This window comes from Microbacterium paraoxydans, from assembly GCF_900105335.1.
GTDB lineage: Bacteria > Actinomycetota > Actinomycetes > Actinomycetales > Microbacteriaceae > Microbacterium > Microbacterium paraoxydans.
In genome coordinates, this window is the sequence record NZ_LT629770.1 from 2,356,435 (window position 1) to 2,376,868 (window position 20,434).

Sequence of the window (20,434 nt, forward strand, 5' to 3'; positions counted from 1 at the left end):
TCAGAGTCCTTCGGCGAGCGGTCCCAGTGCGAGCACGGGGAAGTAGGTGAGGGCCGTCACGACGACGGTCACGGTGAGGAGCAGGCCGACGAACTGCGGCCGGTGAGTGGGGAGCGTGCCGGTCGTGGCCGGCACCCGCTCCTGTGCGGCGAACGATCCCGCGAGGGCCAGCACGAGCACGATCGGGAGGAAGCGCCCGAGCAGCATCGCGGCGCCCAGGGCGGTGTTGAACCACGGGGTGTTCGCGGTGAGGCCGGCGAACGCGGAGCCGTTGTTGTTCGCGGCGGAGGTGAACGCATAGAGCACCTCGCTCATGCCGTGCACGCCCGGGTTGAGGATGCTCGTGGACTCCACGTCCTCCCGGATGCCAGGGATCGCGAAGCTCAGGGCCGTGCCGCCGAGGACGAGCACCGGGACCACGAGGATGTAGAGGCTCGCGAGGGTCATCTCCCGCGGTCCGATGCGCTTCCCGAGCCACTCCGGGGTGCGGCCGACGAGCAGCCCGCCGACGAAGACCGCGACGATCGCGAGCACGAGCATCCCGTACAGACCGGAGCCGACGCCGCCCGGAGCGACCTCGCCGAGCATCATGTTCAGCATCGGCATCATGCCGCCGAGCGCGGTGTACGAGTCGTGCATCGAGTTCACCGCCCCGGTCGAGGTGAGGGTGCTCGCGCTGCCGAAGAGGGTCGAGCCGAGGATGCCGAAGCGCTGCTCCTTGCCCTCCATCGCGGCCCCGGCGAGTTCGGGCGCGGCCCCGCGTCCCGCCAGTTCCAGGGCCGAGAGTGCGGCGAGCGAGGCGAGGAACAGGGTGCCCATGACCGCGACGATCGCGTACCCCTGGCGGTGGTCGCCGACCAGTCGGCCGAACGTGCGGGGGAGGGCGAACGGGATCACCAGGATCAGCAGCACCTCGAGGAGGTTGGTCCACCCGGTCGGGTTCTCGAAGGGGTGGGCGGAGTTGGCGTTGAAGAAGCCGCCGCCGTTGGTGCCGAGCAGCTTGATGGCCTCCTGCGACGCGACCGGACCGCCGGGGATCGTCTGCGTGCCGCCGGAGACCGTGGCGACGTCGGTGAAGCCGTTCACGTTCTGGATCACGCCGCCCGCGAGCAGGGCCACCGCGCCGATCAGGGCGAGCGGGAGCAGCAGCCGCCCCAGGCCACGGGTGAGGTCGACCCAGAAGTTGCCGATCGTCGCGGAGCCACGGCGCGCGAGACCGCGGATCAGGGCGATGGCGATGGTGAGGCCGACGGCGGCGGAGACGAAGTTCTGCACCGTGAGGCCCGCGAGCTGCACCGTGTAGCCCATGGTCTGCTCGGGCGAGTACGACTGCCAGTTGGTGTTCGCGACGAAGGACGCGGCGGTGTTGAACGCGAGTCCCTCCGGCACGGCGGGCAGGCCGAGCGACGCGGGGAGGAAGGCCTGGAGCCGCTGCAGCCCGTAGACGAGCAGGAGGCCGACGAGCGAGAACAGCAGCACGCTGCGGGCGTAGGCGCGCCAGGTCTGCTCGGAGCGGGGGTCGACGCCGATCACCCGGTAGAGCCCGCGCTCGATGCGCAGGTCGCGTCCGGAGGTGTAGACGTGCGCGATGTAGTCGCCGAGGGGGCGGTAGAGGAGCACGAGCACGACCACGACGGCCGTGATCTGGAGGACGCCGTACAGGACCGTCGCGTCCATCAGAAGCGCTCCGGGGCGACGAGCGCCACGACCAGGTAGACGACCGCGGCGACGGCGAGGACCGCGGCGAGGATCTCGAAGACGATCATGCGCGGTCCACCGCCTTGGCGATGAGGGACACGAGGGCGAACAGCGCCAGGGTCAGCGCGAGGTAGATGATGTCGAGCACGTCCTCGATCCAACTGCGCCGCCCCGCCGCATCCCTCGATCCTCACGTTTCCCCTACGCCCGTCCCCCGGATGCATGCGGGTTGCTCACGGGGACGGCCTTCGAATCGCGCACCTGGTCCCAAACCCGCCGCCGATGCAGCCAGGTGCGCGATTCGAAAGGGGGCGCCGGCCCTATGCTCACGAGGTGGGGATCAGAAGGATGCGGATCGGGACGGGGACGGGGATCGTCGCCGGGCTCGTGGTGGCCGCGCTCGGGTGCGTGCTCACGGGGTTCCTGCCGCGCACGGACGCCGGTGCGCTCGGGGAACGGATCGCGCCCGTGCTGGGGTTCGTCGTCGCGATCACGATCGTCGCCGAGCTCGCCCGTGACGCGGCGGTGTTCGACATCGTCTCGCAGCGCCTCGCGCGCTGGGGTCGCGGCCGCGTGGTGGTGCTGTGGGCGCTGGTGGTCGTGCTCGCCGTGGTGAGCACCGTGTTCCTCTCGCTCGACACGACCGCCGTGATCGTCACACCGGTCGTCGTCGTGCTGGCGCAGAGCATCGGCGTCTCCCCGCTGCCGTTCGCCCTGGCCACCGTCTGGCTCGCCAACACCGCGTCCCTCGCGCTCCCGGTCTCGAACCTCACGAACCTGCTCGCCGCGCCCGCGATGGGGGAAGGCCCCGGGGCGTTCATCGCGCTGAGCTGGGCGCCCACGCTCGTGGGGATCCTGGTGCCGGTCGCGATCCTCACCGTCCTGCAGCGGCGCACGGTCTTCGGCACGTATGAGATGCCCGAGCCCCGACGCCCCGCCGACCCGACGCTGTTCTGGAGCGCCACCGGCGTCCTCGTCGTGCTGATGCCGCTGCTCGCGCTCACCCACGACGTGTGGATCCCCGCTACGGTCGCGGCTCTCGCGTTGATCGCGCTGTTCGCCGTCCGTCGTCGCCACGCCCTGCGATTGTCCCTCGTCCCGTGGCAGGCGCTCGCGCTCGCCGCGTCGCTGTTCGTCCTGGTCGAGTCCGCGCACGCGCAGGGGCTGCTCGACTTCCTGACCTCACCGACCGCGAGGGGCGACTCTCTCGGCGACCTGTTCCGGCTCGCGGCGCTGGGAGCCGTGAGCGCGAACGCGATCAACAACCTCCCGGCCTACCTCGTGCTCGAACCCGCGGCAGGGGACCCGGTCGCCTTGATGGCCCTGCTGATCGGTGTGAACCTCGGTCCGCTCATCACGCCGTGGGCCTCGCTGGCGACGCTCCTCTGGCACCATCGCGTGACGGCGCTCGGGGTCGAGATCCGCTGGGGCCGCTTCGCGCTCTGGGGGGCCGTCGCCGCGGTGCCCACCGTCGTCCTGGCCACGCTCGTCCTCTGACCCCGTTTCGAATCGCGCGCTTTGCTGCAAATCCGCCCGAGATGGAGCAAAGTGCGCGATTCGAACGGGGGTCAGACGCGACGCATCTCGGCGGCCAGGGCGGGGTGGACGGCGTCGAACCGGGCGGCGATGCGCTCGCGCACCTCAGGGGCCTTGTTCTGGCTGAGCTTGGCACGCGCATCGAACCGGGTGACCCGGAGCCGCAGGCCCACCGTGCCCTTCGCGGCTCGTCGGGTGCCCGCCTCGTCCTCCACGAGGCTCCGCCCGTGCGGCTGCCCACCCTCGAAGTGGTCGGTGAGCCGGGTGAGCATGGCGTAGTTCTCCTCCGCGGTGAGGATCTCGGGGGTGCCGGAGAGGTGCGCGGTGACATGGTTCCAGGTCGGCACGAGGTCCCCCGGCGCATAGAGGCTCGAGGACACGTAGTCGTGCGGCCCCTGGATGATCACCAGGATCTCGTGTCGACCGAGTTCGTGGAGCTCGTCGTCCGGACGCCCGAAGTGGCTCACGAGCACGATGTCGTCCTCGTCCTCCTCGAGCAGCACCGGGTAGTGCGAGGCGACGAGGCCGCCGGAGGCCGGTGAGACGAACGTCGCCCACGGGTGGGCGCGGATGAGGCGCTTCACCTCGTCGGGGTCGGTCATGAGGTAACGGGGGGTGTGACGCACGGCGCCTCCTGTCGGGTGGGGGTGGGGGTGGGACGAGAGCTGCGGGTGCGGACGGCGAGTCCGGCGCACAGGACGACGGCGAGCCCGCCGAGCACCGTGGCCCCACCGACGTCCTCATGGAAGAGGAAGGCGGCCCAGGTGATGCCCATGACGGGCTGGACGAGCTGGATCTGACTCACCTGCGCCATCGGGCCGATGGCGAGGCCGCGGTACCAGGCGAAGAATCCGAGGAACATGCTGACCGCGGCCAGGTAGGCGAACGCGAGCCACGCGGTCGGGGTGGCGATGGGCGGGGCGGCGACCCCGGCGGCCACGGCCACCGCGAGCATCACGGGGGCGGCGAGCACAAGCGCCCACGAGATCGTCTGCCAGGCGCCGAGCTCGCGGGCGAGCAGGCCGCCCTCCGCGTAGCCGACCGCCGCCGCGATGACGGCGCCGAACAGCTGGAGGTCGGCGGGGCGAAGGGCGCCGGGGGTGCCGTTCTGCAGGGTCGCGAAGACGAGGGCCGCCGCGGACCCGAGGAGCGCGAAGACCCAGAACGAGGCGGACGGGCGCTCGCGGGTGCGCAGCACGACGGCCACGGCGGTCGCGGCGGGGAGGAGGCCGATCACGACCGCCCCGTGGCTCGCCGGCGTCGTGGTCATCGCGAACGAGGTCAACAGCGGGAAGCCCGCGACCACGCCGAGGGCGACGATCGCGAGTCGTGCCCACTGGACCGGGCTCGGCGGCTGCTGACGGGTGGCGAGGAGGACGAGAGCGGCGAGCACGGCGGCGACGACCGCGCGCGCGGAGCCGATGAACAGCGGCGAGAGTCCGCCGCCGAGGGCGATCCGCGTGAACGGGAGCGTGAACGAGAAGGCGACGACGCCCAGCAGCCCCCAACCGGGACCGGCGGCGCGGGATAGCAGTGTTCCGTTCGGACGGATAACGCTACTGTGTTCTTTCATGAGTCAGGATAGCACCGCGCGGATCGTGGCTGGCCTGCGGGCGTGGATCGCCACGGCCGCTCCCGGGGCCCGCCTCCCCTCGAACCGCGCGCTGACGGCGGAGTACGCCGCGAGCCCCGTGACCGTGCAGAAGGCGGTGCAGCAGCTCGTCCGCCTCGGGCTCGTCGACGCGCGACCCGGCGTCGGTACCTTCGTCCGCGCGGCGCGCACGGTCCTGCCGGCGGACTACGGCTGGCAGTCCGGAGCCCTGGGGGCGGCCGCCGTGCGCCTGGACGGTCTCTCCTCGGCGCAGCGCCCGACCTCGCCGGACGCGATCGGGTTGCACTCCGGGTATCCGGCTCCGGATCTCCTCCCCGAGCGGCTCGTCCGGCAGGCCCTCGTTCGCGCCTCCCGGACGCCGTCCGCTCTCACCCGCTCGCCCGCGGCCGGCGAGCCGGGGCTGCAGGAGTGGTTCGCGGCGGAGCTGGCCGCGGCGGCCCCGGCGGGGATCACGGTGCCGACCGCCCGCGACGCCGTCGTCATCTCCGGGAGCCAGAGCGGACTGAGCTCGATCTTCCGGGCGGTCGTCGGCGTCGGCCGGCCGCTGCTCATCGAGTCGCCGACCTACTGGGGCGCCCTGCTCGCGGCGGAGCAGGCGGGGGTCGTGCTCGTTCCCGTCCCCTCCGGCCCGCAGGGCCCGGATCCGGACGCGGTCGACAGGGCGCTCGCCGAGACCGGAGCCCGGGCGTTCTACGCGCAGCCCACGTTCGCGAACCCCACCGGAGCGCAGTGGCCGGCGGCGACCGGTGAGGCCGTGCTCGACGCGGTCCGTCGCCACGGAGCCTTCCTCATCGAGGACGACTGGGCGCACGACCTCGGCATCGACGCCGACCCCCGCCCCGTGGCCGCCTTCGACCACGACGGCCATGTGGTGTACCTGCGCTCGCTGACGAAGAGCGTGTCGCCGTCCCTGCGGGTGGCGGCGGTGATCGCCCGCGGTCCGGCCAGGGATCGCATCCTCGCCGATCGCGCGGCGGAGTCGATGTACGTCAGCGGCCTCCTGCAGGCCGCCGCTCTCGACGTGGTGACGCAGCCCGCCTGGCGCACACACCTCCGCGGCTTCCGGGAGCAGCTGCGCTCGCGGCGCGACCTCCTGCTGTCGTGCCTGGCCACCCAGGCGCCGACCGCGCTGGTCGAGGCCGTGCCGGTCGGCGGACTGAACCTCTGGCTGCGGCTGCCCGACGGCACCGACGCCGCAGCCGTCGTCCGGGAGTGCGCGGCGCGCGGCCTCGTCATCGCGCCGGGGAGCGAGTGGTTCCCCGCGGAGCCCTCCGGCTCCTACGTGCGGCTCAACTACGCGAGCGCCGACCCGTCCCGCTTCCCCGAGGCCGCGACGATCCTCGGTGCGGTCCTCGCCGGAACCTGACCGCCGCCATCAGGACTCGGACGGCGGCCCGGCGGGGCGGTGCGCCCGGCGTCCGGCCACGACGACCGGCCGCCCCGCCCGCTCCTGACCGGGCAGCGGACGGGAGCGCCGGCCGTAGATGAGTTCGGACGAGTCGAGCAGCCACGGCACCAGGGTGATGGACACCCCGTGCACGAGCATGAGCTGGTTCGCGAGGCGGCGGGCGCGCCGGTTGTGCAGGAAGTTCTCCCACCAGTGCCCCACGATGTACTGCGGCAGGTAGACCGTGACGACGGAGGAGCCGTGCTTCTCGCGGTACTGCCGGATGAACTGCGTCACGGGCTGCGCGAACGAGCGGTACGGCGACTCGACGATCACGAGCGGCACCGGCACGAGGTGGTCGGTCCACTCCTGCTGCAGGCGCGCGGCGTCGTCCTGCGACACGGCCACGTGCACGGCGAGGGTCTTGTCGTGCTTGGCGGCGATCGCGTAGTCGATGGCCTTCATGACCGGCTTCTGCAGGTGGTTCACGAGGACGATGGCGACGTCGCCGGAGGCGCCGAAGCGGGTGGTGTCGTCGATGGCGATCTCGTGCTCGACGTCCCGGTAGTAGCGCTTGACGCCGATCATGAGGAACGCGAGCACCGGGATGGCGAAGAACACGAGGTAGGCGCCGTGCGTGAACTTCGTGATCGTCACGATCACGAGCACGAGGACGGTCAGCGTCGCCCCGGCGGAGTTGATGAGCAGCCCCACGCGTGCAGAACGCCGGTCGGCGGCGCCGTCGCCGTTCGGCGGGGCGGGTGTCCGGAGCAGCCGTCGCCAGTGCCGCACCATGCCGATCTGGCCGAGGGAGAAGGAGACGAAGACGCCGATGATGTAGAGCTGGATCAGCGTCGTCAACCGGGCCTGGAACACCACGAGCACGGCGATCGCGGCGATCCCGAGGAGGATCATGCCGTTGGAGAACACGAGCCGGTCGCCGCGGGTGTTCAGCGACTTCGGGGCGTAGCCGTCGCGGGCGAGCACGGCGCCGAGCAGGGGGAAGCCGTTGAAGGCGGTGTTCGCCGCGAGCAGCAGCACGCAGGCCGTGGCCGCCTGCACGATGAAGAACGGGATGCTGCCGCCGCCGAACGTCGCCGCGGCGATCTGCGCCATGAGGCTCGGCTGCGGGTTCGTGCAGTCGAACCCGATGAGGTCGCAGGGGTTCTCGGCGTAGTGCACGCCGGCGATGAGGGCGAGGGCGGTGAGTCCGGAGAACAGGCAGATCGCGATGGTCCCCATGAGCACGAGGGTCGACTGGGCGTTGCGCACCTTCGGGGCCCGGAACGCCGGGACGCCGTTCGACACGGCCTCGACTCCGGTCAACGCGGAGCAGCCGCTGGAGAACGCCCGGAGGATGAGCAGCAGCACGGCCGCCTGGCTGAGGCTCTCGGCCTGCACGGCGAACTCCGCGCTGGACGCGATCGGGGCGTCGCCGAGCGCCGTCCGGACGAGCCCGGTGACGATCATGACGCCGACCGAGCCGATGAACACGTACGTGGGGATCGCGAACACGAGCGACGCCTCCCGCACGCCGCGGAGGTTCACGATGATGATGAGCACGACGAAGCCGACCGCGAGCTCCACGCGGAGCGGGTCGAGCGCCGGCACCGCCGAGATGATGTTGTCCACCCCCGACGCGACCGACACGGCCACCGTGAGCACGTAGTCGACGAGGAGGGCCGCGGCCACGATCACCCCGGGGACCTCGCCGAGGTTCTTCGACGCGACCTCGTAGTCGCCGCCGCCGGAGGGGTACGCCTTGATGAGCTGCCGGTAGCTGAGCACCACCACGAGAAGCAGCACGACGACGGCCGCGGCGACGAGCGGGGTGAACGACAGGAACGTGAGGCCGCCGATGAGCAGGATCATCAAGAGCTCCTGCGGGGCGTAGGCCACCGAGCTCAGCGCGTCCGAGGCGAAGATCGGCAGCGCCATGCGCTTGGGCAGGAGCTGCTCGTCGACCTGGGCGCTCGTCAGCGGGTCGCCGAGCAGGATGCGCTTGGCGCGCGGCGGCGCGTCCGGGGTCGGCCTCGTTTGTTCTGACACGTCCGGCGACACTACGCCGACCGGAGGCGCCCTCACGCGATCCTCACGGAATCCCTACGGCCCGGTGGCGCTCCCTCACGGAATCCTCACGGCCTCCCGGTATCCTTGCGTCGGTGGGGGATCAGGTGGTTCTGGGGGTCATCGCCGTGGCGATCGGCTTGGCCGCGGGCGTCGTCCTCTTCGTGCCCTTCGTCGCGATCAGCTACCGCCGCCGCGGACGCCTCTCGCTCGGCCGCACGCTGCTCTGGCTCGCGGCGCTCGTCTACTTCTGGGCCATCTGGACGTACACGCTGCTGCCGCTGCCCGACCCGGACGCCATCCGGTGCGTGGGGGCGATCACCGACCCGATGTCCGTGGTGCGCGACGTGCAGAAGGCGTTCGCGGCGCCGGGCAACCCGCTGCGCCAGCCCGCCCTGCTCCAGCTCGTGTTCAACGTGCTGCTGTTCGTCCCGCTCGGGGCGTTCCTCCGCGTGCTGGGCGGTCGCGGCCTGCCGACCGCGCTCCTCGCCGGCTTCGGGCTCTCGCTGCTCGTGGAGACCACGCAGCTCACCGGGGTCTGGGGTCTGTACCCGTGCGCCTACCGCTTCTTCGACGTCGGTGACCTGATGACGAACACGACCGGAGCCGTGCTCGGCTCGGTGCTCGCGCTCGTCGTGCCCCGCTCGCTGCGCGGCCTGCAGGCCCGGGCGGATGCCGACGAGCCGCGCCCTGTCACCCGTGGTCGCCGCGCGCTGGCGATGCTGTGCGACGGACTCGCGAACGGCTTCGTCGTGCTCGCCGGGGGCGTCGCGGTGCAGCTCTGGCTCGAGTACGTCGTGCAGGACCGTCAGGCCGTGCTCGACGGCACCCTCGCCGGCACGGTGAGCACGGCGGCCGCCTGTGCGCTGTGGCTCGTGGTCATCCTCGTCACCGGCCGCTCGGTGGGAGACCTCGCCGTGCAGCTGCGCTACACCGGGTCGCGGCTGCCGGCGGCGCTCGCCCGGCTGCTGCGCTGGGCGGGTGGCATCGGCGGACTCACGGCTCTCGGGATGCTCGGCGGGGTGTTCGACGCGCTCTCCTCGGTGCTGATCCTCGTCGCGATCGTGCTGCTGTTCACCACCCGCCAGGGGCGCGGCCTCCCCGGTCTCCTCTCCGGCCAGCACCTCGAGGACGCCCGCGTCGCGCTCTCGAATCCACAGGGGTTTCCGATCACGGATCGATAACGTCGTCCTCATGAGCGTGATCCCCGTCGACGAGCACCTGATCTCCGAGGCGAAGGAGCTCCGCGACCAGCTGCAGCGCTTCCTCCGCGAGTACGAGTTCGGGATGCGCGAGGTGGAGACGAAGATCTCGATCCTCCGCGACGAGTTCACCCACGATCACGCGTACAACCCCATCGAGCACGTGAAGAGCCGGCTGAAGTCGCCGGACAGCATCGTCGAGAAGATCGCCCGGAAGGGCATCGACGACCCGGACTTCGACCGCATCCGTGCCGAGATCACCGACATCGCCGGAGTGCGCGTGACCTGCAGCTTCGTCGCCGACGTCTACCGGCTGTTCGATCTGCTGACCGCGCAGGACGACGTGACCGTCCGCACGGTGAAGGACTACATCGCGAACCCGAAGCCGAACGGGTACAAGAGCCTGCACGCCATCATCGAGGTCCCCGTCTTCCTCTCGACGGGCGCGCTGTCCGTGCCGGTCGAGGTGCAGTTCCGCACCATCGCGATGGACTTCTGGGCGAGCCTGGAGCACAAGATCTACTACAAGTTCTCCAACCAGGTGCCCGCGCACCTCGTCGACAGCCTCAGCGACGCCGCCGACGCCGCTGCCGAACTCGACACCCGCATGGAGCGGCTGCACCGCGAGGCCCATGGCGTGCCGCAGCGGCAGCTCGCGCCGCCGCCTCCGCCCGCGCCGGGGATCGTCGAGGTCTGAGCACCCCGAACCGGGTCAGGCCAGGAACTCGCGGGCTGCGGCGGACATCGCCGTGACCCCGACCTCGATCGTCGGATGGATCTCCGGCGCGAAGAACGGCGAGTGGTTCGTGGGGATGTCCTTCTCCACGGTGCCCGCCGCGACGGCCTCGGCGAACCGGGCGGGGTCGACGCCGCCCCAGAACCAGAACACGAGCGGCACCTCGGCGTCGCGGGCGAACCAGGAGACGTCCTCGCTGCCGGTGAACATGCCGGGGTCGACGACGGCCGAATCGCCGAGCGCCCGACGCAGCGCCGACGAGACCCGCGCCGTCGCCTCCTCGTCGTTGATCGTGGCGGGGAGCGTGTGCTGGGTGTGGATCTCCGGCTCGCGCTCTGCGCCGGAGGCCATCGCCTCGGCGCGCACGATCCGCTCGACGCTCGCCAGCACCTTCTCCCGCACGTCCTCATTCGGGTAGCGGAGGCTGAGCTCGAGCTTCGCCTCGGCCGGGATGATGTTGTTCTTGAGTCCGGCGTGGATCGAGCCGACCGTCACCACGGCCACGCCCTGCGGGTCGATCTCGCGCGAGGTGATCGTCTGCAGGCGCATCACGGTCGCGGCCGCCATCACGACCGGGTCGATCGTGGCGTGCGGGCGGGAGCCGTGGCCGCCGCGGCCGTGCAGGGTGACGGTGAGGCCGTCCGACGCGGCCATCTGGGTGCCGCTGCGCACGCCGATGATCCCGGCGGGGAGCGGGGTGACGTGCTGACCGAGCACCACGTCGGGCTTCGGATAGCGGTCGAGCAGACCGTCGTCGAGCATCGCCCTGGCCCCCGCGCCGTACTCCTCGGCAGGCTGGATGAGCACGACGAGAGTGCCCGACCACTCCGCGCGGGTCGCGACGAGCTTCTCCACCGCGCCGATCATGGCGGTGACGTGCATGTCGTGACCGCAGGCGTGCATGACGGGAACAGTCGTGCCTGCGGGGTCGACGCCTCTCGCGGTGCTCGCATATGCGAGGCCCGTCTGCTCCTCGACCGGGAGCGCGTCCATATCGGCGCGCACCCACACCACCGGCCGCGGGAACTCCTCATCCTGGGTCTCTGAGCCTGTCGAAGGGTTGCGGAGAACCCCGACCACGCCGGTCACCCCGACGCCTTCTTCGACCTCGAGGCCCAGGTCGCGCAGGTGCTGGGCGGCGATGCCCGCGGTCCTGGTCTCCTGGAACGACAGCTCGGGGTGCTGGTGCAGGTCGATGTAGAGCGCTTCGAGGTCGATCGTCATGGCCAGAGCCTAGCCGGGTGTGCGCCGAGACCCCGGCGTTCCGCCGAGACCCCCGCTTCGCCGCGCCGGGAAGGCGGGGTCTCGACGGGAACGTGGGGTCTCGGCAGGGTCAGTGCACGTAGGTCGGCAGTTCGGGTCCGGGACGCAGCACCGCGTTCACGATCGCCTGGATCGCGAACTCGCTCGTCTCGCCGAGTCCGATCACCTCGGGATGCAGGAGCCACTGGAGCTGCAGGCCGTCCATCACGGCGAGGATGGCGGCCGAAGCGGCGGCGATGGTCGCGGGTTCGGTCACACCCTCCTGGGCGCAGAGTTCCCCGAACGCCGCCGTCACCTCCCGGCGCAGGGTCGTATAGCGCTCCTCGAAGTATTCGCGACCGGGGTGGTCGTCGGTCACCGACTCGGAGGAGAGCACCGTGTAGGCCTGCACGATGCCCGGCCGCTTCTCGTTGGCGAACGCCGTGCGGACGAGGTGGAGGAACAGCTCCGGTCCGTCGGGGATGTGCTTCTCGGCGAGGTCGGCGACGTCAGCCTGATCGCGGTAGGCGAGCACCTCGAGGAGGAGCTTCTGCTTCGAGCCGAAGTGATGCAGCACGCCCGCATGGGTGATGCCGACCTGCTCGGCGACGTCGGCGAGTGTGCCGTTCGTGGAGCCCTTGTTGCCGAAGATCTCCACGGCCGCCTTGAGGATCTGCTCGCGCTTCTCCCGCGTCGCCGGGCGCACCCGCACCGCGTGCACGTCGTCCGTCATGAGCCCACCTCCCCTCATCCCGCTCTGCTTGCCAACCAACTTACTCCTCGGTAACCTCTCCACAGCTTACTTTCTCGACAGTAAGCAAAAGCGGCGGCCGGTGGTGATCCCTCGGCCGCGACGCCGCACAAGGACCCGTGCCCAAGGAGAAGCAATGAAGCTCACGAAAACCCTGATCGCCGCCAGCGCGGTCGCCGTCCTCGGCGTCTCGGCGCTCGCCGGATGCTCGGCGGGCGGTGGTTCCGGCGACGGCGCCGGTTCCGCCTCCCTCACCATCGCGAAGCCCGACGGCGCGATCAGCACCGAGTCGAACAACCCGTTCGTCGGCGACTCCGCGGCGTCGAAGTACGGCTACGCCAAGGTGGTGTTCGAGACTCTGGCCCTGGTGAACCAGACGGGTGACCGCGGTGTGACGCCGTGGCTCGCCGAGAGCCTCGAGTGGAACGACGACTACACGCAGCTCACCGTCGTCCCCCGCGCGGACGTGACCTGGAGCGACGGCGAGCCGTTCACGGCCGACGACATCGTCTTCTCCTTCGAGACCGCCTCGATCCCCGCCCTCGACACCGCCGGCCTCAAGTTCGAGGGTGCCGAGGTCGACGGCGACAAGGTCGTGCTGAGCTTCGGTGACTCCAAGTACGTGAACCAGGCCCGCGTGCTGCACGTGCCGATCGTCCCCAAGCACATCTGGGAGAACTTCGACGACCCGGCCACCGACCCCGTCAAGGGCGACGACCTCGTCGGCACCGGCCCCTACGCGATGGCGAACTGGTCGACCGAGTCGGTCACGCTCGACGCACGCGACGACTACTGGGGCGGCGACCTCGCCGTGCCGGAGCTGCACTACGTCTCGTACGGCGACAACACCGCCCTCACCACGGCCCTCGCGAACGGCGACGCCGACTGGGCGCAGGCGTTCATCCCGCAGATCGAGGAGCAGTTCCTCTCGGCCGACCCCGAGCACAACAAGTTCCTCGCCTCCCCGACCACCGGCTCCGCCACGCTGTTCATGAACCTGCAGCAGAAGCCGTTCGACGACCCCGCCTTCCGTCAGGCGCTCGCCTGGGTGATCGACCGCGACGCCTATGTCGACATCGCGCGCGAGGGTGCTAGCGAGCCGGTCTGGTCGGTCACGGGGCTGTCGTCGATTCTCGAAGACGAGATCCAGCCGGAGTTCCAGGGCGTCGACTACACGGTCGACGCCGAGAAGGCGCGTGATCTGCTGGAGACCGCCGGGTACACCTGGAAGGACGACGCCCTGATCGACCCCGACGGCACGCCCGTCTCGTTCACGCTCTCCGTCCCCTCCGGCTGGAGCGACTGGAACACGGCGCAGGAGCTCATCGCCGAGGACGTGAAGGACGGCATCGGCGCCGAGGTCAAGATCGATATGCCGGACTGGGGCGGCTGGGCCGATCCCCGCGACAACGGCACGTTCTCCGCGATCATCCACTGGCTGGAGGACAGCGGCACGGCGTACGGCCTGTACACCTCGACCATGGATCCGCGCTGGATCTCGCCCGAGGGCAAGGCCGGCTTCAACTTCGGCCGCTTCGACGACCCGGAGGCGACCGCCGCGCTGAACACCTACGCCAACGCCTCGTCCGACGAGGAGCGCACCACCGCGATCGATACGCTGCAGACGATCTTCTCGGAGCAGGTGCCGGCCATCCCGCTGGGCGCCCACCCGCTGCTGGGCGAGTTCAACACGCGAAACTACGTCGGCTGGCCGTCGGAGACCGACACCTACGCGTCCGCCGACCCGACGCAGCCGAACATCGTGCAGATCCTCACGAAGCTGAAGCCCGCCGAGTAGGACTTCGACAGGCTCAGCCACCCACGGCCGGGACTTCGACAGGCTCAGCCACCCTTCTGGGTCCCTGAGCCTGTCGAAGGGCCACCCCTCTGGGTCCCTGAGCCTGTCGAAGGGCCTCCACTTCTGGGTCCCTGAGCCTGTCGAAGGGCCCGCCCCCCACAAAGGACACCCCATGCCAGATCCCCTGCTCACCGTGCGCGACTTCTCCGTCGTGTACGACGTCGATCCGCCCGTCGAGGCGGTGAAGAACGTGACCCTCGAACTGCAGCGCGGCGAGATCCTCGGCCTCGCCGGGGAGAGCGGGTGCGGCAAGACCACGCTGGCCTACGGCGTGCAGCGCCTGCTGCGCGCTCCGGCCGTCATCACCGGCGGCAGCGTGACGTTCCACGACGCGACCGGCATCGACATCGACATCAACGCTCTGGACGTCGACGCGATGCAGCGATTCCGCTGGGACAAGGTGTCGATGGTGTTCCAGGGCGCGATGAACGCCCTCAACCCCGTGGCGACGATCGGCTCGCAGCTGGAGGACGTGTTCGAGATCCACCGCCCCGACATGAACCGCAGGCAGCGGCGTGCCGAGGCCGAGGAACTGCTCGAGATCGTCAAGGTCGGCCGTCAGCGGGTGCGCTCCTTCCCGCACGAGCTCTCCGGCGGCATGCGTCAGCGCGTCATGATCGCCATGGCCCTGGCGCTGCGTCCGCAGCTGATGGTCATGGACGAGCCGACGACCGCGCTCGACGTACTGGTGCAGCGGGAGATCCTCAAGCAGATCTCCCAGCTGCGCCACGAGTTCGGCTTCTCGGTGATCTTCATCACCCACGACCTGCCGCTCCTGCTGGAGATCAGCGACCGGATCGCGATCATGCGCGAAGGAGAGATCATCGAGCTCGATACGGCAGAGCGCATCTGGACGCAGCCGGAGCACGAGTACACGAAGACCCTGCTGTCGTCGTTCCCCCGGCTCACCGGGGAGAGAGGGGTGCTGGTGCGATGACCACCCTCGAGTTCCGCCACGTCACGAAGGCGTACAACGTCCGCGGCGCCGGGCAGATCAAAGCCCTCGACGATGTGAGCTTCACCCTGACGTCCGGCCAGACGATCGGCCTGGTCGGCCAGTCCGGCAGCGGCAAGTCCACGATCGCGAAGATCCTCACCCAGCTCGAGACCCCGACCAGCGGCGAGGTGCTGCTCGACGGCAAGCCCATCCCGCGCCGCGGCAGGGGCCTGCGGACCTACCGCCAGCAGCTGCGGATGGTGTTCCAGGACCCGTTCGCCTCGCTCAACCCGTACCACTCGATCCGCTACCACCTGGAGCGTCCCATCCGCCTCGACGACGTGGTGCCGAAGAAGGAGACCGAGAACGAGGTGCGTCGGCTCCTCGACCGGGTGCGCCTCGATGCGGACGCGGTGATCGACCGCCGCCCCCACGAGCTGTCGGGCGGACAACGGCAGCGTGTAGCCATCGCCCGCGCCCTGGCCTCGCGTCCCTCGCTCCTTGTCGCCGACGAGCCGGTGTCGATGCTCGACGTCTCCATCCGGCTCGGCGTGCTGAACCTGCTCGCCGACCTGCAGCGTGAAGAGGGACTCGGAGTGCTCTACATCACGCACGATTTGGCGACCGCCCGACACTTCAGCGACGAGATCATGGTCCTCAACCAGGGGTGCGTGGTCGAGTACGGCACCGCCGACGATGTGATCCTCAACCCGCAGGATCCGTACACCCGCGAGCTGCGCGCGGCCTCTCCCGATCCGGAGAAGCACTTCGCTGCGGCGGCATCGAACGGAGGCGCGCTGTGAGCACCGCATTCCCCCAACTCGACGACGACGACCTCGTCGCCCGCGATGCCCTCGAGGTCGGCACCACGGCGACCACGGCGGAGCGCACCAGGCGGCCGGTGCCGTGGCGCTTCTTCGCCGGTCGCGCGGCGTTCTACCTGTTCACACTGTGGGCGGCGATCACGATCAACTTCTTCCTGCCCCGCCTCATGAAGGGCGACGCGGTCAGCTCGTACCTCGCGCGCAACCGCACCGTGAGCCCCGAGGCGGCAGAGGCCCTGCGAGTGCTGCTCGGTATCGACACCGACAAGTCCATCTGGCAGCAGTACCTCGAATACTGGGGGATGCTGCTGCGCGGCGACCTCGGCATCTCGACCCTGCACGGTCTGCGGCCGGTCGCCGAGGTGCTCGCCGCCGCCCTGCCCTGGACGCTCGGGCTGGTCGGCATCGCGACCATCATCTCCTTCGCGATCGGCACGCTGCTCGGAGCCGTCGTGGGGTGGAAGCGCGGCAGCAAGCTCGACGCGATCATCCCGGTGACGACCTTCTTCAACACGATCCCGTACTTCTGGCTCGGGCTCATCGCGATCGCGATCTTCTCCTCGACCCTGAAGTGGTTCCCGTCCTCGCATGCCTACGACAAGGGGCAGTCGCCGGAATGGAGTCTCGACTTCATCGGTCAGGTCATCATGCACGGCACGCTCCCGGCACTGACCATCGTGGTCGCCTCGCTCGGCGGGTGGGTGCTCGGCATGCGCAACATGATGCTGACGGTGCTCGACGACGACTACATCACGGTCGCGCAGGCGAAGGGCATGCCCAACAAGCGGGTGCTCTGGGGCTATGCCGCCCGCAACGCGGTGCTGCCGCAGATCCAGAGCTTCGCGCTGTCGATCGGCTTCATCGTCGGCGGCACGATCGTGATGGAGATGGTCTTCAGCTATCCGGGTGTCGGCAAGCTGCTGCTCGACGCGACCAACGCCAAGGACTTCGCCCTCATGCAGGGCGTGTTCCTCGTGATCACGCTGTCGGTGCTCGTGGCCAACATCCTCGCCGATGTCGTCTACGCCTACCTCGACCCGCGCACGCGCCAGATGGAGTCCTGACATGACCGTTCCCACCACCGCAGCGAACACGGCGCCGGACGGATCGGCCGTCGTCTCCGGCATGCCCGAGACCGCCACGCTGCGCACCCCGCCGGCGGGAGCGCCGCCGCGCACGACCTTCTGGTCGCAGCTCGCGCAGGCGTTCGCGATGTTCCGCAACCCCAAGTCGATCGCCGGGCTCCTCATCCTCGGTGCGTTCGTGCTCATCGCGATCTTCGCCCCGTGGATCGCCCCGTACGGGCCGACCCAGAAGGACCGCACGGCGCTGCGTCAGCCGCCCTCCTGGGAGCACTGGCTGGGCACGACGCACATGGGCGAAGACGTGCTGAGCCAGATCATCTACGGCACCCGCGGCGTGATCGTCGTCGGCTTCCTCGCGGCGTTCATCGCCACGATCATCGCGATCACGATCGGTGTGATCGCCGGCTACGTGCGCGGCTGGAAGAGCGAGTCGCTGTCGGCGCTGACCAACGTGTTCCTGGTGATCCCCGGCATCCCGCTGATCATCATCATCGCCTCGCAGTTCGAGAACCCACCGCTGATCGTGATCGCCGCGGTGCTCGGGATCACCGGGTGGGCGTGGGGCGCCCGCGTGCTGCGCGCGCAGACCATGTCGCTGCGCAACCGCGACTTCATCCAGGCCGCGCGCGCGAACGGCGAGCCGCTGCGCCGCATCATCACGGTCGAGATGCTCCCGAACCTCATGGCGCTCATCGCGTCGAGCTTCGTCGGCACCGTGACCGCGGCCATCCTCGGCCTCACGACCCTTGCCTTCATCGGGGTGATCCCGGTCAGCAACCTCAACTGGGGGACGATCCTGTTCTGGGCGCAGCAGAACGGCGCCTTCCCGCGGCTGTGGTGGTGGTACGTGCCGGCAGGGCTGTGCATCGCGATCATCGGCGTCGCGCTATCGCTCATCAACTTCGGCATCGACGAGTACGTCAACCCGCGACTGCGCTCGGCCGGTGAGCGGGCCAGGGCGATGAAGAAGAAGGGGCTGAACGTGAACGACGCCGTCACGGTCGTCCGCAGCGTGCCCCTGCCGGAGAAGAGCCCCGATCCCGTATCGTCGGCGACTTCGCCTGCCGCTTCCGGCGCCACCGACTCCTCGAACACCGCGACACCGCACACGAACCAGAACACGAAGTGATGACCTCTCAGACTCTGACCACGCAGCTCCCGTACCAGGACCCCGCTCTCTCGATCCGCGAACGCGTGGCCGACCTCCTCAGCCGGATGACGGTGGAGGAGAAGGTCGGGCAGATGCTCCAGCTCGACGCCCGCGACGACATCGACGACCACGTCCTCCGGCGGCACGCGGGATCGATCCTGCACGCCTCGGACGAGCGTCTGCGGCGGGCCGCCGCCCTGGTCGCGCAGACCCGGCTCGGCATCCCGCTGCTCGTGGGCGAGGACTGCATCCACGGCCACTCGTTCTGGCCCGGAGGCACGATCTACCCCACGCAGCTCGGCATGGCGGCGTCCTGGGACCCGGCGCTCGTCGAGCGCGTGGCGCGGGCGACGGCCGAGGAGGTCGCCGTGACCGGCATCCACTGGACGTTCTCGCCGGTGCTGTGCATCGCCCGCGACCTGCGCTGGGGGCGGGTCGGGGAGACGTTCGGCGAGGACCCGTTCCTCATCGGGGAGCTGGCTTCGGCCATGGTGCGCGGCTACCAGGGCGACGGCCTCGACGACCCGACCGCGATCCTCGCGACGGCCAAGCACTTCGCCGGCTACTCGGAGACGCAGGGCGGCCGCGACGCGAGCGAGGCGGACATCTCCCCGCGCAAGCTGCGCTCCTGGTTCCTGCCGCCGTTCGAGCGGGTCGCCCGCGAGGGCTGCCGGACGTTCATGCTCGGCTACCAGACGACCGACGGGGTGCCGATCACGCTGAACGAGTGGCTGCTCAGCGACGTGCTCCGCGGCGAGTGGGGCTACACCGGCACCCTCATCACCGACTGGGACAACGTGGGTCGGATGGTGTGGGAGCAGCGGGTGCAGCCCGACCTCACCCATGCCGCGGCCGCGGCCGTGCGCGCCGGGAACGACATGGTGATGACCACGCCAGGATTCTTCGAGGGGGCGCTGGACGCGGTCGCCCGGGGGCTGCTGCCGGAGGACGCCTTCGACGACGCGGTCTCCCGCATCCTCACGCTGAAGTTCGAGCTCGGACTCTTCGAAGACCCGCGGCTGCCCCGCGACGACGTGTCCGCCGTGGTCGGCAGCGCCGCGCACGCGGACCTCAACCTCGAGATCGCGCGCCGTTCCCTCGTGCTGCTCGAGAACGACGGCGTGCTGCCGCTGGATGCCGCGGCACCCCTGCGGGTGGCGGTGACCGGGCCGCTCGCGGACGACGCGCAGACGCAGCTCGGCGACTGGGCCGGCGGTTCGGGCCAGGCGGGCTGGCTCGACGGACAGCCCCGCGAGATGATCACGACCGTGCTCGACGGCCTCCGTGCGGTGGACGCGTGGACGGCCACGCATGCACGCGGCGCCGACATCCTCACGCTCGCCGACGACCCCCGCGGCACGCATTTCCCGGACAACCAGCCGCGTCCTCCCGTGGTGCAGCCGTGCCCGCCGGATCCTGCGCTCATCGCGGAGGCGGTGGCCGCCGCCGAGGCCGCCGACGTCGTGGTCGCGGTGGTCGGCGATCGCATCGAGCTCGTGGGCGAGGGGCGGTCCACGGCCACGCTGGAGCTCATCGGCGGCCAGAACGCCCTGCTCGACGCTCTCATCGAGACCGGGAAGCCCGTCGTCGTGGTGCTGCTGGCGTCCAAGCCCCTCGCGCTCCCGCCCTCGGTGCAGCGGGCGGCGGCGGTGGTCTGGGCCGCCAACCCGGGCATGCAGGGCGGGCGGGCGCTCGCCGACATCGTCACGGGTGCCGTGGAGCCCTCGGGACGGCTGCCGATCTCGTTCGCGCGGCACGTCGGGCAGCAGCCGACCTATTACAACCAGATCCGCGGTCAGCACGGCGACCGCTACGCCGACCTCACCCAGGCGCCCGCGTGGGCCTTCGGCGAGGGCCGGTCGTACACGACCGTGGCGTACGCGGAGCTGGAGCTGGAGCAGACGGAGCTGCGCCTCGGCGACACCGTGGTGGGGCACGTGACCGTGACGAACACGGGGGACCGGCCCGTCCGCGAGACCGTGCAGGCGTACGTGCGGGACGAGGTGACGAGCGTGAGCTGGACCGACCGCGAGCTCAAGGCCTTCCGGCAGGTCGACCTCGCGCCGGGGGAGAGCGCGCGCGTGCGGATCGAGGTCCCCGTCGCGGACTGCACGATCGTGACCGCCGCCGGTGTCCGGACCGTGGAGCCGGGCGCCTTCACCCTCCTCGTCGGCCCCAGCTCCCGCGAGCAGCACCTCCTCCCCGCCTCCTTCGAGATCTCCCCTTCCTGATTCCCCGAGACCCCGCTTTCCCGCCGAGACCCCGTCGTATCCGCGCGGCGGAGGCGGGGTCTCGGCGAGAGGTCGGGGTCTCGGCCTCGATTTGACCTCAAGTGCGCTTGAGGTTTTA

At 70.4% G+C, this 20,434-nt stretch carries 17 protein-coding genes; 10 read left to right on the forward strand and 7 right to left on the reverse strand.

The features are described 5' to 3' along the window. Both kdpA and BLU02_RS11685 read right to left on the reverse strand, forming a co-directional pair. Entirely contained in the window at positions 1-1,677 is a 1,677-nt protein-coding gene (gene kdpA, locus BLU02_RS11680) for a potassium-transporting ATPase subunit KdpA (protein ID WP_060923295.1), read from the reverse strand. Beyond that, positions 1,677-1,766: a potassium-transporting ATPase subunit F gene (locus BLU02_RS11685; protein ID WP_036292752.1), complete on the reverse strand. Its 90-nt coding sequence runs from the start codon at positions 1,764-1,766 to the stop codon at positions 1,677-1,679. The genes kdpA and BLU02_RS11685 overlap by 1 nt, the downstream gene beginning before the upstream one ends. Positions 1,767-2,046: 280 nt before the next feature. Here BLU02_RS11685 and BLU02_RS11690 point away from each other — a divergent pair, with 280 nt between their 5' ends. Next, positions 2,047-3,195 (forward strand): SLC13 family permease, encoded by a 1,149-nt coding sequence (locus BLU02_RS11690; RefSeq protein ID WP_060923294.1) that lies wholly within the window; start codon positions 2,047-2,049, stop codon positions 3,193-3,195. 71 nt (positions 3,196-3,266) lie between these two features. Here BLU02_RS11690 and BLU02_RS11695 read toward each other — a convergent pair whose 3' ends face one another. Together BLU02_RS11695 and BLU02_RS11700 are read right to left on the reverse strand one after the other, a co-directional pair. Continuing rightward, the gene (locus tag BLU02_RS11695) at positions 3,267-3,860 is read right to left on the reverse strand and encodes an FMN-binding negative transcriptional regulator (protein WP_082750154.1); all 594 of its coding nucleotides are present in this window, start codon (positions 3,858-3,860) and stop codon (positions 3,267-3,269) included. Beyond that, on the reverse strand, positions 3,833-4,807 hold the full coding sequence (locus BLU02_RS11700) for a DMT family transporter (RefSeq protein WP_083370985.1): 975 nt from the start codon (positions 4,805-4,807) through the stop codon (positions 3,833-3,835). Before BLU02_RS11700 ends, BLU02_RS11695 begins: the two co-directional genes overlap by 28 nt. On the opposite strand from BLU02_RS11700, the gene BLU02_RS11705 reads away from it, so the two are divergent. Continuing rightward, positions 4,806-6,212 carry an aminotransferase-like domain-containing protein gene (locus tag BLU02_RS11705; protein ID WP_083370986.1) on the forward strand — a complete coding sequence of 469 codons (1,407 nt, stop codon included), beginning with the start codon at positions 4,806-4,808 and terminating at the stop codon, positions 6,210-6,212. The two genes, BLU02_RS11700 and BLU02_RS11705, sit on opposite strands and share 2 nt — an antisense overlap. A 9-nt stretch (positions 6,213-6,221) precedes the next feature. Here BLU02_RS11705 and BLU02_RS11710 read toward each other — a convergent pair whose 3' ends face one another. Next, a complete protein-coding gene (locus BLU02_RS11710; protein WP_407939469.1) occupies positions 6,222-8,171 on the reverse strand; it encodes an APC family permease in 1,950 nt (649 codons plus the stop codon). A 224-nt stretch (positions 8,172-8,395) separates the two neighbouring features. On the opposite strand from BLU02_RS11710, the gene BLU02_RS11715 reads away from it, so the two are divergent. Both BLU02_RS11715 and BLU02_RS11720 read left to right on the forward strand, forming a co-directional pair. Continuing rightward, positions 8,396-9,484, forward strand: a complete 1,089-nt coding sequence (locus BLU02_RS11715; protein ID WP_060923334.1) for a VanZ family protein — start codon at positions 8,396-8,398, stop codon at positions 9,482-9,484. Between the two features lie 10 nt (positions 9,485-9,494). Beyond that, the gene (locus BLU02_RS11720; protein WP_025104005.1) at positions 9,495-10,199 is read left to right on the forward strand and encodes a GTP pyrophosphokinase; all 705 of its coding nucleotides are present in this window, start codon (positions 9,495-9,497) and stop codon (positions 10,197-10,199) included. A 15-nt stretch (positions 10,200-10,214) separates the two neighbouring features. Here BLU02_RS11720 and BLU02_RS11725 read toward each other — a convergent pair whose 3' ends face one another. Next, positions 10,215-11,462, reverse strand: coding sequence for an amidohydrolase (locus tag BLU02_RS11725; protein WP_060923335.1), 1,248 nt, complete (start codon positions 11,460-11,462; stop codon positions 10,215-10,217). 109 nt (positions 11,463-11,571) lie between these two features. Next, positions 11,572-12,213 carry a TetR/AcrR family transcriptional regulator gene (locus tag BLU02_RS11730; RefSeq protein WP_025104003.1) on the reverse strand — a complete coding sequence of 214 codons (642 nt, stop codon included), beginning with the start codon at positions 12,211-12,213 and terminating at the stop codon, positions 11,572-11,574. A 154-nt stretch (positions 12,214-12,367) separates the two neighbouring features. Here BLU02_RS11730 and BLU02_RS11735 point away from each other — a divergent pair, with 154 nt between their 5' ends. The 6 genes from BLU02_RS11735 to BLU02_RS11760 all read left to right on the forward strand — a co-directional run bounded on the left by BLU02_RS11735 (position 12,368) and on the right by BLU02_RS11760 (position 20,316). Further along, positions 12,368-14,029 carry an ABC transporter substrate-binding protein gene (locus tag BLU02_RS11735; RefSeq protein ID WP_060923336.1) on the forward strand — a complete coding sequence of 554 codons (1,662 nt, stop codon included), beginning with the start codon at positions 12,368-12,370 and terminating at the stop codon, positions 14,027-14,029. 172 nt (positions 14,030-14,201) lie between these two features. Continuing rightward, entirely contained in the window at positions 14,202-15,026 is an 825-nt protein-coding gene (locus BLU02_RS11740; RefSeq protein ID WP_025104001.1) for an ABC transporter ATP-binding protein, read from the forward strand. Beyond that, positions 15,023-15,829, forward strand: a complete 807-nt coding sequence (locus tag BLU02_RS11745) for an ABC transporter ATP-binding protein (RefSeq protein WP_060923413.1) — start codon at positions 15,023-15,025, stop codon at positions 15,827-15,829. The genes BLU02_RS11740 and BLU02_RS11745 overlap by 4 nt, the downstream gene beginning before the upstream one ends. Beyond that, positions 15,826-16,914: an ABC transporter permease gene (locus BLU02_RS11750; protein WP_060923414.1), complete on the forward strand. Its 1,089-nt coding sequence runs from the start codon at positions 15,826-15,828 to the stop codon at positions 16,912-16,914. The genes BLU02_RS11745 and BLU02_RS11750 overlap by 4 nt, the downstream gene beginning before the upstream one ends. Before the next feature lies 1 nt (position 16,915). After that, positions 16,916-18,064, forward strand: a complete 1,149-nt coding sequence (locus BLU02_RS11755) for an ABC transporter permease (RefSeq protein WP_060923415.1) — start codon at positions 16,916-16,918, stop codon at positions 18,062-18,064. After that, a complete protein-coding gene (locus BLU02_RS11760) occupies positions 18,064-20,316 on the forward strand; it encodes an exo-beta-d-1,3/1,6-glucosidase (RefSeq protein ID WP_060923416.1) in 2,253 nt (750 codons plus the stop codon). Before BLU02_RS11755 ends, BLU02_RS11760 begins: the two co-directional genes overlap by 1 nt. Positions 20,317-20,434 lie beyond the last annotated feature (118 nt).